Genomic DNA, 14,086 nt, shown 5'->3' with positions numbered 1-14,086 from the left:
AACTGAAAATGGTTAAGAAATTTATTATAAAAGGCTTGGTACAGGGAATCGGGTACCGGCCTTTTGTTGCAAAGATAGCTGATGAACTGAATATCGCCGGCTGGGTCAGAAACACCGGCGGCATCGTGACAGTGATGGCTTGCGGAAGTGAGGAGGATTTAAAATCCTTCCACCGCAAGCTTTCTTTTGATGTGCCAACAGGTGGATTTGTAACGGATATTAGAATTGAAAATGTGGATAACTCGGACGAGTTCCGATTATCAGAGAAGGGCACAGGATTTGTGATTCTTGAATCGGATGAGGATGTGCAGGAGAATCTTCCACTGATTCCGGCAGATATTGCCACCTGTGATACATGTAAATCGGAGCTTTTGGATCCAGCCAATCGCCGTTACATGCATCCTTTTATCAGCTGCACAATCTGCGGACCAAGATACTCAATTATCGAAAAGCTGCCTTATGACAGGGATACCATCACCATGGCAGATTTTGAAATGTGTGACGATTGTAGAGCAGAATATACCGGCAAGAAAGACAGGCGTCGTCATGCCCAGACTATTGCATGTAAAGATTGTGGACCTAGTCTGAAATTTGTAAGATTAAAGTACAAAATTACTGACAATGTTACCGAATGTGGAAATGTTGATAACATTGTGGATATATATAACGAAAACGATATAGTTTCTGAAATTTCAAGGTCTTCTCAGTTGATAAAGTCCGGTGGAATCCTTGCTATAAAGGACATTGGCGGCTATCATCTGGCATGCGACCCATTCAATGAAAAAGCGGTGGCAGCCCTTAGAATCCTTAAACATCGCGAGGCCAAGGCCTTTGCGGTCATGTTTGAGGATGTGGATAAAGTCAGAGAGTTTTGCAATGTGGATAACTTTGAGGCTGATTTGTTAGAATCCCCTGCAAGACCAATTGTCCTCGTTAGGAGACGAGAAGATGTAAGTTTTCCACAAAACGTGTGCCTGACAAGTCCAGATATAGGTGCCATGTTACCATGTAACCCTGTGCAGATAATGTTGGTGCACGAGTGTGGATCACTGATTATGACAAGTGGCAATGCCAGCAGAGATGTGCTTGAAATTGACAATGACAGAATGACTGCCTGGCTTCAGGAACGGGTGAACTCAGGAGAATTACCAGAGGATGTGCCTGTTGGAATACTGAGTCACAATAGAAGGATTCTTCGACCTATGGACGATTCGGTTATGAAGGTTGTCAGAGGCCGTAAGCAGTTTATCAGACGTGGAAGAGGACACGTACCTAACCCTATACCTGTGGATATCTCTGGGGAAATATTTGCAGCAGGTGGAGATTTGAAGTCCAGCTTTTGTTATGTGAAGGATGGGCTTGCTTATGTAAGTCAGTATCTTGGGGATTTGGAAGCTGTCAGCTGTCAGCAGTTTTATAAAAATGAAATGACAGGCATGGAGCAGATTTTCGGATTTAAGCCGGAGGCTGTTGTCTGCGATTTGCACCCAGGATATTTCAGTCGCAAAATGGCGGCTCAGCTAGCTGAGGATAGGGCACTTCCTATAAGCTATGTGCAGCATCATAAGGCCCACGTGGCAGCTGTAATTGCAGAACATCATCTTCAGGGGCAGGTCCTTGGATTTGCCTTTGACGGTACAGGATATGGCGAAGATGGAACCGTTTGGGGCAGCGAAGTATTTATTTGGGATGGAAAAGGAAATATGGAGCGAGTAGCCCATATGAAGCCGGTAAAGCTAATCGGCGGAAATGAAGGTGCAAAGAACTGTGACACGATTCTCACCGGAATGCTTCATGCAGCAGTTCAGGACGATAAGGATACTAACCCAAACGCCAAGCTGATTGCAGCAGCCATTGATAACAATATAAATACGGTAGTTTCCACATCTATGGGCCGCTGGTTTGATGCAATGTCTGCGCACCTGGACATATGCCACTATAACAGCTATGAGGGGCAGGCTCCTATTGAACTGGAAAATATCGTATATACGAATTCAGATAAAGGAATAATAGCAAGAGAGTTTATATATTCTGTGGCAGATTTCATTCTGACACAGGCTAAGAAATATCAGATTAAGCAGGTGGTGCTGTCAGGAGGAACCTTCCTAAACAGAATCCTCCTTGAAAGAACTATAGACATTCTGGAGGCAGAAGGCTTTCAGGTTTACATCTCAGAACAGCTCCCACCAGGAGATGGAAGCATATGTTTGGGACAAGCGTATTTAGCACACTTCAATATTCTTCACCACAAACTCCGTACACCTTCTTAACCTCAAATTCTCACCCCCACACCTAGGACAGGTGTCTTTGAAGTCATGCCTACTGGTTTCTGTTCCACAATCCTTGCAAAGAATCATGGACTCCTTCACCTCGGCATCCACTTTAACACCCTCCAAAGGAGTCCCTTCGCTCATTACCTGAAGATATTCTTCGATAATCTCTGGGACATAATCACATTGATCCCCCATCAATAAATGAATCTTATTTACATGGCTGGCGCCCGCTGCGTCAGCCTGTTTTTTTACCAAATTAAAAACGTATTCCGTCACCGCAAGTTCGTGCATTATAAGTCCTCCAATACATTACAAGTACTAAATATTATATCAGATGACACCTCATCCGTCAGCACAGCTGACACCTTCCCCTCTTGGGGAAGGCGTGGTAAAATAGTTAGGCTGGAAATTGATTTTTAGGGGGAATTACAATGTGTGTTGCAATACCAGGTTTGGTAAAGAAATTAAAGGATGGCAAGGCCACTGTGGACTTCAATGGAAATGAGGTTGAAGCCTATGTGGGACTTGTTGATGTAAAAGAGGGGGACTATGCGCTGGTACACGCCGGCTGTGTAATCCAGACTTTGAAAAAGAGTGAAGCAGAAGAAATTTCAGAACTTATGAGCTCCACTGATGAGAGGCTTCCCCTTGAGGGGAAGCTGTCACCAAAGGTGACTGATGAGGTGTTTATATAATGGACATAAAACAGATGGTGGCTTACCTCGCATCCTATGCCGGCTCACCCATTCACCTCATGGAAGTCTGCGGCAGCCATACTCATGCAATCCAGGCTCATGGTATCAGGGATTTGTTGTCACCCAATATAGAATTATTAAGCGGCCCAGGGTGCCCAGTGTGTGTCACTCCAACAGCCTATATTGATAAGCTGATAGACTTAAGCCTTCAGCCAAACACAACGGTTGTTACCTTTGGTGATTTGCTTCGTGTACCGGGCTCCAAAGAAAGTCTGAATGAAGCCAAGGGCCGAGGCGGTTCGGTGGAGATGGTTTATTCTCCCATGAATGTGCTTCAGCTTGCAAAGGATAATCCAAATCGTATATACGTATTTGCAGCAGTTGGATTCGAGACCACTGCGCCTGTGTATACGGTGTTGCTGGACAATGCCATAGCCGATGGCATTACTAATATCAGGCTGTTGACCGCCTTAAAGACAATGCCAGGGGCTATTTCATATCTTTGTGATAATGGAGCGAGGATTGATGGCTTTATCGCACCGGGGCATGTGAGTGCAGTAACAGGAGCGGATTATTTTAATGGACTAGCAGAAAAATATCACATACCATTTGCAGTGTCAGGATTCACCGCAAAGGAGCTGGTGGTGGCAATCTATGGCCTAGTGAAAATGATTGAAAACGGTGAGGCGAGAGTTGCTAATTATTACACATCTGTGGTGGAGACCTCAGCCAATGTAATTATCAGCAGGCAGCTTGAAAAATATTTCAGACCATGTGATGTGGCATGGCGCGGAATGGAAATCATCCCTGGCTCAGGGCTGCTGTTAAGGGATGGGTATGCACATTTTGATGCAGGTTCTGCCGACCTGAATGTGGACAACAAAAAGAATAAAGCATGCCGCTGTGGAGAAATCCTTATGGGCAAAGCAAAACCAACCGACTGCCCACTTTTCGGAAAGTCCTGCACCCCAATGAAACCACAGGGCGCGTGCATGGTGTCGGAGGAAGGTTCGTGCTTTAACGTATATTTGACAAAGAATTAATAGAAAAAGTTAAAAATATAGATGAACAAATTGTAGGCGTAACAATTTGTGTACTAGGGGTTTGATTAATTATGATGAAAATACAGATGATGCATGGTTCAGGTGGCCGTGCAACAAATGAATTGATAAAAGATATATTCGAGACTGAATTTGATAATGATGTGCTTTCTCAGATGGAGGATGCAGCAGTCATCCCGGGTGATGCCACAATTGCCATGACTACAGATAGCTTTGTGGTGACTCCGCTGGAGTTCCCAGGAGGTGACATTGGAAGACTTTGTATTTGTGGCACAGTGAATGACCTGTGCATGCGCGGAGCTGTTCCAAAGTATATCACATGTGGATTCATCCTTGAGGAGGGTGCTGATGTGGAGACCCTCCGCCGTCTGGTGAAATCCATGGCAGCCACAGCAATGGAAGCTGGTGTAACAATCGTTGCCGGAGACACAAAAGTAATAGAAGGGAATGGGGGTATTTATATCAACACTGCTGGTGTGGGGTTTGTCCCAAAGGGTGTGGATATAAAAGCAAAAAATGCAGCAGCCGGTGATACTATTATCGTTTCAGGAAATGTGGGTGACCACCATGCCACAGTTCTAAGCCAGCGCATGGAAATCAAGAATTCCATCGAAAGTGACAATGCACCTCTTCAGGAGATGGTTGGAAATCTTATGGAAAGTGGCATACCAGTGCATGTACTTAGAGACGTGACCCGCGGTGGTCTTGCCACAGTTTTAAAGGAACTTGCAGTTGCAAGCCAGCTTACCTTTGAAATAGAAGAGGAAAAGCTTCCTGTGGACCCACAGGTGAAATCCTTCTGTGGCCTGCTTGGCCTTGATCCACTATACATGGGAAATGAAGGAAAGCTTGTGGCAATTGTTCCTGATGACCAGGCTGAAAGGGCAGTGGAAATAATCCGAAATAGTAAATATGGCAAGGATGCTGCTATCATCGGAAAAGTATCGCTTCCGGGAGGGGAGGACCCAAAAGGCTCCCTTATCCTTAGAACAGAGCTAGGAGGTCGCCGCTACCTCGATATTCTCCAGGGCGAAGGCCTGCCAAGAATATGTTAAACAAAAGGCTTCCCCTTGAGGGGAAGCTGTCAGCTTTAGCTGACTGATGAGGTGTGTATAAAATCTATCACAATTAATTCATAATTAGTTCGTATCATCCTATGCTATAATATACCTACACATCCAAATTAATCGTTTGTGGAAGAGGAGGATGCTAGTTTTGGGAAAGACAGTTCTTATAGTAGACGACTCCAAATTTATGCGAGCTGTTGTCAGAGGCGAGGTTGAGAGAAATGGTTGCACAGTAGTAGGCGAAGCAGATTGCAGTGATGGAGCTGTTGTTAAATACAAGGAGCTAAGGCCAGATATAGTCACCATGGATATTACCATGACGGTGGACGGCCATACAGTTGGACGAAGCTCCAATGGAATTGATGCTATCAAGCAAATCAAGGAATTTGATCCTGATGCCAAGATTCTCGTGGTAAGTGCCATGGGTCAGAAGTGCTATGTTATCGAAGCAATCGAGGCCGGCGCCAAGGATTTTGTCATCAAACCGTTCGATGAAGTTCGATTTGCCGAGGCTTTAGCACACTTTACATAAAACTTAATATTGCAATTCAGGAGACCACTTCATGTGGTCTCTTTTTTGGATGTGTCAAAGAACACAGAATTTTCATTTTTTTCTTGCAATAGTCTTTTAACTATATTATAATTCGAGACGTGGTAGGGAGTTTCCTTGCCGCACCCTTATTAATTATTTATACTCCCCTCAAAAAGACCGAAAACTCGGTCTTTTTCTTTTTATAGTAAATCATCTTACTCACCTGTCTTTTATGCCATAAAATCCGAGAGTTTCCATCGTGCACAACTAAATAAGAATAATTCTTGAAAACTTGTGCACATTAAACAAAGAGTGTGGAGAAATATATAGAAGTTCCTTTTTGATTGCGGAAACTGTATAATTGAGATGTCGTTATATTTTAGAGAATTAGAAGAAAAACTGGAGAGTTTTTTATGTTAAAAATAGTATTTGGAGATGTGGATAATTCAATTTATCACCCACCTACATATTTTGATAACGTATATTTGGATGAATGGATTACAGATCCTTTTTCCGTGAAAGCTATCAAGGATATTGATAAATCAGATGTCATTGGTCCTCGTGCGATTGACAGTCCATTTCTTGGCTCTATATCTACTAAGGAATTGTCTGGTGGAGTGAAGACCTTGATTCTTATGAGATTTGATGAAAGTGGAAAGATTTTCAATGCTTCAGCCTGCGGAGATAATTGCGCCAAATGGATTGTGGAGATTAGCAAGAAAAAGGATTTAACTATAAATCTTCATCATATTATGGACTTTAGCGCTTGTGAGACTTTCGAGGCTTATATTATTAATACGGACAAAACAGTGCATAGTTATCAGGAATATCTGGATGAAGCGATGAAGATTGAGGAAAGATAATATATGAAGGGAAAGTACCATATTATAGTTCAAAACGCCCGAGTAAAATTTGAATTTGACATAAAGAGGAATATTACAATAATTCGTGGTGACAGTGCCACAGGCAAAACTACTTTGATGAATCTTGTGGAAACACATGAAAGGCTTGGAGATGAATCAGGCATAACAATCTCGTGTGATAAGAAATGCAAGACATTAAATAATAGCAATTGGGAAAGTGTAATTGAACAAAGCAATGAATGTATCATTTTTATAGATGAAGAGACTCGTGCGATTAAGACGGTTGAATTTGCTGAAAAGATTAGGGAATCTAATAATTACTATGTGATTATAACAAGAGAAAGTTTGCCTAATCTTCCATATTCGGTGGAAGAGGTTTATGGAATCCATACAGCTGGGAAATATGCCGATGTCAGACAGACTTATAATTCTTTTTATAGGTTATATACCATGGATAATAAGGTAACTGAAGCAGCAGAGGTGATAATAGTTGAGGATAGTAATTCCGGGTTTGAATTCTTCAATGCCGTAAAGGGTGAGGATATTCAGTGCATATCAGCAGGGGGAAAGACAAGGATAAGAAGTATTGTAAATAATTACAATGGGCAAAAGGTTTTAATAATAGCTGATGGGGCAGCCTTTGGCTCAGAAATGAGTGAATTATACCTATATATGATGAGCAATCCTAAAATAAGTTTGTATCTGCCGGAATCATTTGAGTGGATTATTTTAGCATCTGGTCTGATTGATGGAAAGCGTATAGCTGGGATAATTGAAAGACCTGAGGATCATATGTAGAGCTAGAGTCTCCAGCTAGTGCTGGAGACCTTTTTATTCAAAGCAACTATGAATAACCTCAATTATAAAATCCTGCTCAGCTTCAGTCATCTTGATATCACTTGGTAGGCAAAGCCCTCTGCGGAAGATATCAGCGCCAACATCAACTCCGGTACCTGCAATATAAGCATTAGTCTTTCCACGTCCATTGCCTTCAACAGTAATAAATGGATGATTACGATATATAGGCTGCATATGCATCGGCTTCCAGATAGGGCGGCCTTCGGCACCATAGAAAGCGAGGGCATCGAGAATCTCGTGAGGGCTGCTCTTGCCAGGCTCAGTGGTCCAGAGGTAATCAGATTCGCCACGTACCATAGGAGCCAGAGCATCTTCATCAATAATCATGCAACTGAGCCAGTAATTAGGAACAGAACGCTCGGCGTCATATGGATTCATAGAAACAGGCAGGTCTTCAAAGCCAGCCTTATAGCGCTCATAGATTGCCCGCTTGAGTTCAATATGATCCTTCAGATGAGGCATCTGGCCACGGACAATGCCTGCGACCACGTTGCTCATGCGGTAGTTGTAGCCAATCTCTTCGTGCTGGTACCAAGGGGCAGCCTCACGGCTTTGTGTGCTCCATTTGCGCACCTTGTCAGCATCCTCTTTAGAATTGGTAAGGAACATTCCGCCAGAACTTCCGGTGATGATCTTGTTTCCATTGAAGGAAATGCAGTTGTATGAACCGAGGGCACCAGTCTCAACCCACTTGCCACTAAGCTTGTACTTGGCACCAAGGCTTTCAGCAGCGTCCTCAACAATTAAAGCGCCATGCTCATCTGCAATTCGTCTTATCTCCTCCATCTTCCCAGGAGTACCATAGAGGTGAGCCACGATAATCAGCTTCACATCAGGATAGATCTCAAATGCTTTCTCCAGGGCCTCCGGAGACATATTCCAGGTATCATATTCAGTATCTATAAAGACAGCCTCGCCATCCTCGTAAGCTACCGGATTGATTGAGGCATCAAATGTCACATCAGAGCAGAAGACCTTGTGGCCTGCAAGGGTGCCTGCATTAGGCTTGGCCTGACCGTATACCTTCTCTCCAGCAAGCTTTGTTGCAAGATGAAGTGCAGCAGTACCAGCGGAGAGTGCCACAGCATGCTCAACTCCGATATACTCAGCAACCTGTTTTTCAATTTCATTTATGTTTGTACCAGCTGTTGTGACCCAGTTGGTATCAAAAGCCTCATCAACAAAGGTGCGCTCCTCACCATGCATTGTAGGTGAAGCAAGCCAAACCTTGTTCACAAGAGGCTCTAACCCTGCAAATCTAGTGTCACTACTAAAGTCGTATTTATTCATAAACCTTAACCCCCTTTAGGAAATTCGTATTCCCAATAATATGAATTTAATTGTATCACTCATGAAGGTGACAGACAATTCTGGAAAGATTCTCGACTTTTAAATTTATGGAAACTTCAGCAATGTAGTTGATTTTGAAGTTATTGAAGCTGACTTTGAAGTTATATTGAAGTTGACTTTGAAGTGACCTTGAAGTAAAGTTGAAGTAACAAGAAGTAAACTATTAATCTTAGCGAGGAGATATTATGATTTTAGAAGAATTAGTCAATGGATTGTTGATTGAAAGTTCAAAATATGAGTGTAAAAGTAAGTTAAATCGCGAAGATGTACTGGGGTGGCTCAAAACAATAGCTGGATTTGCTAATGCTGAGGGTGGAAATTTCTATATAGGTGTAGAAGATAAAAGTAATAGGCTTATTGGTTTTGATAGAGAAGACGTGGATAATGAGCGAAACTATTTTAATAACCAAGTAAATGAGCATCTTATCCCAAGGCCAGAGCTGCACATTTCTTTTCTTCAGTATAAAGTTAAGGATAAGGAACGTTATATTATTCAAGTGAATGTTCCAGAATCAAAGGTTAAGCCGGTTGTGTTGAAATATAAGGGAATCCCATCTATTTTTATGAGAAGAGATGGTTTTACAAATGGTGCTACCTATGAAGAAATCATAGAAATGAGTATAAAGAGCAAGAACACCCAGTATGATGTCTTATATTCAGATGAGGAATATGATCCTAATAATTTTCAACAGTTACAAGACTTTTGTGCAAAACATAATGAAAAAAATCCGCATATTACTGATAAGGCGTTTAAGTCTATGGGATTTTTTGATGAGAATAATAAGCTTAGCAATGGGGCAACTTTATTTGCTGATGGGTATGATGGAGATAAAACACAGGTTCAGTGCTCACTATTTTCGGGATTTAATAAGGGAAGCGAAAGAATAATAACAATTAATAGATATTGTGGGAATATAACTTCCGTTATTGAGTACATTTTGGAGTTTGTTCATCAGAGGATGAACAGATCAATAAAAAAGCTTGGTGATGGACGTATAAATATAGATGCTTACCCAGAAAGAGCTTTGTTTGAAGGAGTAATAAATGCTGTAGCGCATAGAGATTATTATCTGGATGGAACTCAAATTCAGGTTGATATGTTTAAGGATAGATTAGAGATATCCTCTCCAGGAGGTTTCTATCATGGAGAAAAGATGGGGAAAACATACGATTTGTCACAAATTATTTCGAAACGAAGAAACGAGATAATATCAAGTGTTTTAGTTAGATGTAATGTAATGGAAGCCGCAGGTACTGGATTTGACAAGATAATAGAAGAATATGAAGGAGAAGATGACTTACACAAGCCTTATATATGTTCTTCATCAGATCATTTTACACTGGTTCTGCCAGACTTGACATATGAAGGTGGTATTGATAATTCTGAAAATCCGATTGTGGAATTTGTGCCTGTCCCAAATGGAACTAGCTATGACGCACAGGTATTATCCTTCTGTTATTACAAGGCTCGTAAAGTGGCTGAAATAGCAGAAGTTCTTGGTATATCAGATTCAACATATTTGCGAAAGAATATTTTGGGAAATATGGTAGATACAGGTTATCTTATTTTCAATAAAGAAGGCCGAGCATCATATTATAAAACTAATCCTGAAATGGTTAGAGTGTAATGTTATGACTTGAAAGGGACAGTCTATTTTGAATGGATTGTCCCTTGATTTTTTATTTAAAGCATCTATGATTAACCTCAATTATAAAATCTTGCTCTGCTTCAGCCTTCTTGAAATTATTGAAGTTGACTTTGAAGTGACCTAGAAGATATCTTGAAGTAAACCAATAAATGGAAAAAGTTACATCATGGTGGTGGAAAGCCCCATGCGTAATTATGATGTTATATTTCTCTACGAAAGCATAAAATTATGTTTCATAGAGAACTATAACATGAAGGCATTTGTGTTAACTAGATAGAGCTATCGATAAACAATTTATCATTCATAGAAGAAATGCTAATTCTGAAAAAAGTGTGAAGATAACGCTAGAGTAAAATTTTTATCGGAAAATTAAACAAATAAAAAGAACATCCTTCTTTGTGATAAGATATTGGTTTGCGAAACTATACTAACAAGGGAGGATGTTCTTTTATGGAAGAAATTATAAAGTATTTCGCAGATGTTTTCATCACAAATTTATATGATGCTAAGATTGATTTTTATAAGAATCCACAATCGTTAGCTGAACTGGTCATTGCAACTAAGAAGGAAACAGATGAGTTGGGACGATTGTTCATTCAGTCTGTGCTGCAGGAAATGGATACACTTTTAAAGGAATTACCTAAGAGAAAACGCTTATGGAATGTAGAGCATAAGGCAGATGCCAGACAGATTCTTACAACACTTGGAAGAGTTACTTTTACAAGAGCACTTTACGTTTCAAAGAACTCAAATTCAGATGAGAAGGAAGAATTATGCTACCTGTTAGATAAGTTGATTGGTCTAGGCGATAATCAGCAGATGACAGAAGACGTTATGGCGAACATTTATAGTGAAGCTGTTCAGACTTCATATCGGAAGGCTGGAGAGGTTGCATCTATTCCTGAAGGAGTTACTAAAACAACTGTAAAAAATTTGCTTCATAAGACAAAATTCCCAAAGAATTTCCAGATTCCTGAAATAAAAAAGGAAGTGGATTATTTATACATAGACGCAGACGAGGATCACTATCATCTTCAGTTTAAAGAACAACGTGGTGATTTAGAATACAACGATTACGGTAGAAAGCTAAATGGTGCTATTAATAAGATTATCTACGTATTTGAAGGAATAGAGCCTGAAGCACCTAGAAGTAAACGAAATAGACTTGTTGGAACACACTATTTTTGCCGTGGAGATGAACAGGACAATAAGGAGCTATGGAAGGAAGTTTTTGATTATGTAGAGGCAACATATGATGTAGAAAAAATAAAGAAAATATATATAAATGCTGACGGAGGAGCATGGATAAAAACTGGATATAGAGGTTTAGCCAATGTAACATTTGTATTAGATGAATTTCATATATCAGAGCATGTTTCTAGAATAATTTCACACATGAAGGATTCTAAAGATGATGTAAGGATTGAAATATATAAAACGATAAAAAGCAAAACAAATGCTGATTTTCTAAAACTGGTTGATAGATTAAAAGAATACACTTCTTCAGAAAATATACTTGCAAAAATATCGGCTTCAGCTGATTACATAAGTTCAAATTGGAATGCAGCTAAATATCGATTAAGAAAGCATGAAGGAGTGTTGGCCTGTTCGGCAGAAGGGCATGTATATCATGTGTTATCCAGTAGAATGAGTACGCAAGCGATGGGCTGGAGTAAACATGGAGCAAATCAGATGGCTCATCTGCGTGAGTATTATTATAACGATGAAGACATGTTAGAACTTGCAAAATTCCAAAAAGAAGAACTGCCGATGGCAGCGGGGGCAGAAAAAGTTATATTGACTGCTAATGATGTCCTGGCATCAGAAAAAAACAAGAGAAGTCAGCTATTGCGAGAATACGGTAAATATTCAGAGGCAATTCATTCAAGTATGAGTGTTCAAAATAGTAAACAGTTATTGTTTATGTTGAATGGAAAGCTGTAAAAAGGGAACAACACCTGACGGTGTTGCCTTTAATAAAGTGCTACGCACGGATCTAATCTTTCATTTGCTTGATTTACAGTGTATCTGCCCAGAAATGGGAGTCAAGGATGCTACGCACCGAAGGCTGAAGTCCTTGACACCCATTTCAAGGCAGATAAAATATCAACAAGCAAACGAAGGATTAATTGTCGTACAAAAAAGTACGGCTTTTAAACCAAAATCAGAGGCTTGCGGAGCAGGGCTTCCTTTTAGAATAGAAAAATAGTAAGATAATCACAAATCTAATTCTTGTCACAAAAACACAGGGATAGTCTTTTCTGTGATTTCCGAGTACAAATTTACGCTGCCTTTCCCCCTACAAAAGTTGCTCCACATTATCAGAAATGTTAGAATAAATATTATGAATTGAAAGAATACTGGGGAGAAGGCATAAAAATGTGGTATGTTATTCAGACATTGGCGGGCAAAGAGAACGAAATCTGCATTTGGGTTAACTCTTGTGTAGATAAGCGTTTATATAAAAAATGCTTTGTTCCTCTTTTTGAGGATGTTTGGCGTAAAGATGGGGTTGGAAATATTAGCGTAAAGAAAATGTTTCCAGGATATCTGTTTGTGGATACCGATACTCCGGAGGAGTTCTACGAGGGCTTGAGGAAAATCCCTAAGAAGAGCAAGCTGCTTTCGATAGAGGATAAGGGAAAGCGTTGCTTTACACCTCTTTACCCTGAGGAGCAGGAATTCTTTGATAATATTTTGGATGATGGCATAATGCGTGTCAGCTATGTTCACCGCAATAAAAATGGCAAGCTTGATCGTGTGATTGGAGCACTTTCAGATTACACAGATAAGATAGTGAAGGTTGACCTGCCACACAGACGTGCAATTATAGAGTTTTTCATGCTTGGCAGAATGAGACAGATAAAGTTTGGCTTGTGGCTTGATACAGATGGAAAGATAGGCTGGATAGAACAGGGCAAGGCGAAGCTTGGTGCGGAGCCAAAGATTAAAAGTGATGTGGGAAATTTCCTGGGATATACTGTTGGCGATAGGGTGACTGTAACCAGCGGGATATATGGAGATTCATCACTAGAGGTATCTGAAATCAGACCACGCCGTGGCACTGTGATTCTAAATGTGCCAATGTTTGGTACCATTGCAAAAGTTGAAATAAATGCAGATGAAATATGTAGAGCTTCCAGCTAGGCTGGAGGCTCTTTTTTTAACATAGAGTATTGTCTGACAAATATGGATTCCTTTTGTGAATAAACTGTGTCTTTATTGCATCACACTTCAATAACCACTATAATTGGTATTAGTTATAAGCAATATCTAAATGAAGGCGCCACATATTGATTAGTACATGCTGACAGTATGGTGGAATCGGATATAAGGATTGCTTTGCCGGGGTGAGTAATGTTTGGGGAAATACCGCGACAGTGGCGAAGCTCGGCTTTTAGGAACTGTGCAGATGCAGTTCTTTTTTTGAGATTTTCGCCTCGACAAAGTGGGAGGAGATTCATATGTTAGCAAAAGAAATGCCAATAATAGATGAAGCTTCTAAAACAGTATATGAAGTCACAGCTGAGGAGCATGCAAGACAGCTTTTAAAGGCTCGTCAGGATCAGATTAGATGTGAGAATGATGCAAAGCTTTACAAGGAACGTTTAGAAAAGAGATGTGCTGAGGCTGAGCAGGCTTATGAGGAAGTTAAAGCAGAGAATGAGGAACTTAAGCGTAAACTTGAGGAACTGTTAAAGAACAAATAGATAATTCATTAGGTAAATAACAGACAGG

At 40.5% G+C, this 14,086-nt stretch carries 14 protein-coding genes; 12 read left to right on the top strand and 2 right to left on the bottom strand.

All coding sequences use genetic code 11. From position 1 onward, the window contains the following. Positions 1 to 8: 8 nt before the first annotated feature. Positions 9 to 2,270, top strand: coding sequence for a carbamoyltransferase HypF (gene hypF / locus FXF36_RS15080; protein WP_151625507.1), 2,262 nt, complete (start codon positions 9 to 11; stop codon positions 2,268 to 2,270). Here the strand turns inward: hypF and FXF36_RS15075 are convergent. Further along, entirely contained in the window at positions 2,223 to 2,564 is a 342-nt protein-coding gene (locus FXF36_RS15075) for a hydrogenase maturation nickel metallochaperone HypA/HybF (RefSeq protein WP_151625505.1), read from the bottom strand. The genes hypF and FXF36_RS15075 overlap by 48 nt on opposite strands. A gap of 140 nt (positions 2,565 to 2,704) precedes the next feature. On the opposite strand from FXF36_RS15075, the gene FXF36_RS15070 reads away from it, so the two are divergent. The 6 genes from FXF36_RS15070 to FXF36_RS15045 all read left to right on the top strand — a co-directional run bounded on the left by FXF36_RS15070 (position 2,705) and on the right by FXF36_RS15045 (position 7,289). Beyond that, a complete protein-coding gene (locus FXF36_RS15070; protein ID WP_151625502.1) occupies positions 2,705 to 2,968 on the top strand; it encodes a HypC/HybG/HupF family hydrogenase formation chaperone in 264 nt (87 codons plus the stop codon). Then, a complete protein-coding gene (gene hypD / locus FXF36_RS15065) occupies positions 2,968 to 4,011 on the top strand; it encodes a hydrogenase formation protein HypD (RefSeq protein ID WP_151625500.1) in 1,044 nt (347 codons plus the stop codon). The genes FXF36_RS15070 and hypD overlap by 1 nt, the downstream gene beginning before the upstream one ends. Positions 4,012 to 4,082: 71 nt before the next feature. Then, positions 4,083 to 5,084, top strand: coding sequence for a hydrogenase expression/formation protein HypE (gene hypE, locus FXF36_RS15060; protein WP_330583201.1), 1,002 nt, complete (start codon positions 4,083 to 4,085; stop codon positions 5,082 to 5,084). Between the two features lie 160 nt (positions 5,085 to 5,244). Then, a complete protein-coding gene (locus FXF36_RS15055; RefSeq protein ID WP_167511416.1) occupies positions 5,245 to 5,628 on the top strand; it encodes a response regulator in 384 nt (127 codons plus the stop codon). A gap of 413 nt (positions 5,629 to 6,041) precedes the next feature. Further along, positions 6,042 to 6,491, top strand: coding sequence for a DUF4869 domain-containing protein (locus FXF36_RS15050; protein WP_151625496.1), 450 nt, complete (start codon positions 6,042 to 6,044; stop codon positions 6,489 to 6,491). Positions 6,492 to 6,494: 3 nt separating this feature from the next. After that, on the top strand, positions 6,495 to 7,289 hold the full coding sequence (locus FXF36_RS15045) for an AAA family ATPase (protein ID WP_151625494.1): 795 nt from the start codon (positions 6,495 to 6,497) through the stop codon (positions 7,287 to 7,289). Positions 7,290 to 7,322: 33 nt separating this feature from the next. Here FXF36_RS15045 and FXF36_RS15040 read toward each other — a convergent pair whose 3' ends face one another. Beyond that, positions 7,323 to 8,639: a DegT/DnrJ/EryC1/StrS family aminotransferase gene (locus FXF36_RS15040; protein ID WP_151625492.1), complete on the bottom strand. Its 1,317-nt coding sequence runs from the start codon at positions 8,637 to 8,639 to the stop codon at positions 7,323 to 7,325. Between the two features lie 245 nt (positions 8,640 to 8,884). Between FXF36_RS15040 and FXF36_RS15035 the strand changes: the two genes are divergently transcribed. The 5 genes from FXF36_RS15035 (at position 8,885) to FXF36_RS15015 (ending at position 14,058) form a co-directional block, all read left to right on the top strand. Continuing rightward, a complete protein-coding gene (locus FXF36_RS15035; protein WP_151625490.1) occupies positions 8,885 to 10,327 on the top strand; it encodes an ATP-binding protein in 1,443 nt (480 codons plus the stop codon). Positions 10,328 to 10,798: 471 nt separating this feature from the next. Continuing rightward, positions 10,799 to 12,292, top strand: a complete 1,494-nt coding sequence (locus FXF36_RS15030) for an ISLre2 family transposase (protein ID WP_151624494.1) — start codon at positions 10,799 to 10,801, stop codon at positions 12,290 to 12,292. Continuing rightward, positions 12,279 to 12,557 (top strand): hypothetical protein, encoded by a 279-nt coding sequence (locus FXF36_RS15025; RefSeq protein WP_151624496.1) that lies wholly within the window; start codon positions 12,279 to 12,281, stop codon positions 12,555 to 12,557. Before FXF36_RS15030 ends, FXF36_RS15025 begins: the two co-directional genes overlap by 14 nt. A 170-nt stretch (positions 12,558 to 12,727) precedes the next feature. Beyond that, positions 12,728 to 13,495 (top strand): transcription termination/antitermination NusG family protein, encoded by a 768-nt coding sequence (locus FXF36_RS15020; protein ID WP_151625488.1) that lies wholly within the window; start codon positions 12,728 to 12,730, stop codon positions 13,493 to 13,495. A gap of 317 nt (positions 13,496 to 13,812) precedes the next feature. Further along, positions 13,813 to 14,058 (top strand): hypothetical protein, encoded by a 246-nt coding sequence (locus FXF36_RS15015; RefSeq protein WP_151625486.1) that lies wholly within the window; start codon positions 13,813 to 13,815, stop codon positions 14,056 to 14,058. The last annotated feature ends 28 nt before the right edge of the window (positions 14,059 to 14,086 follow it).

This window comes from Pseudobutyrivibrio xylanivorans (assembly GCF_008935055.1).
In the GTDB taxonomy this organism is placed as follows: domain Bacteria; phylum Bacillota; class Clostridia; order Lachnospirales; family Lachnospiraceae; genus Pseudobutyrivibrio; species Pseudobutyrivibrio xylanivorans_A.
Note: the sequence above shows the minus strand (reverse complement) of the source record. Positions and strands in the feature narration are given on the sequence as shown.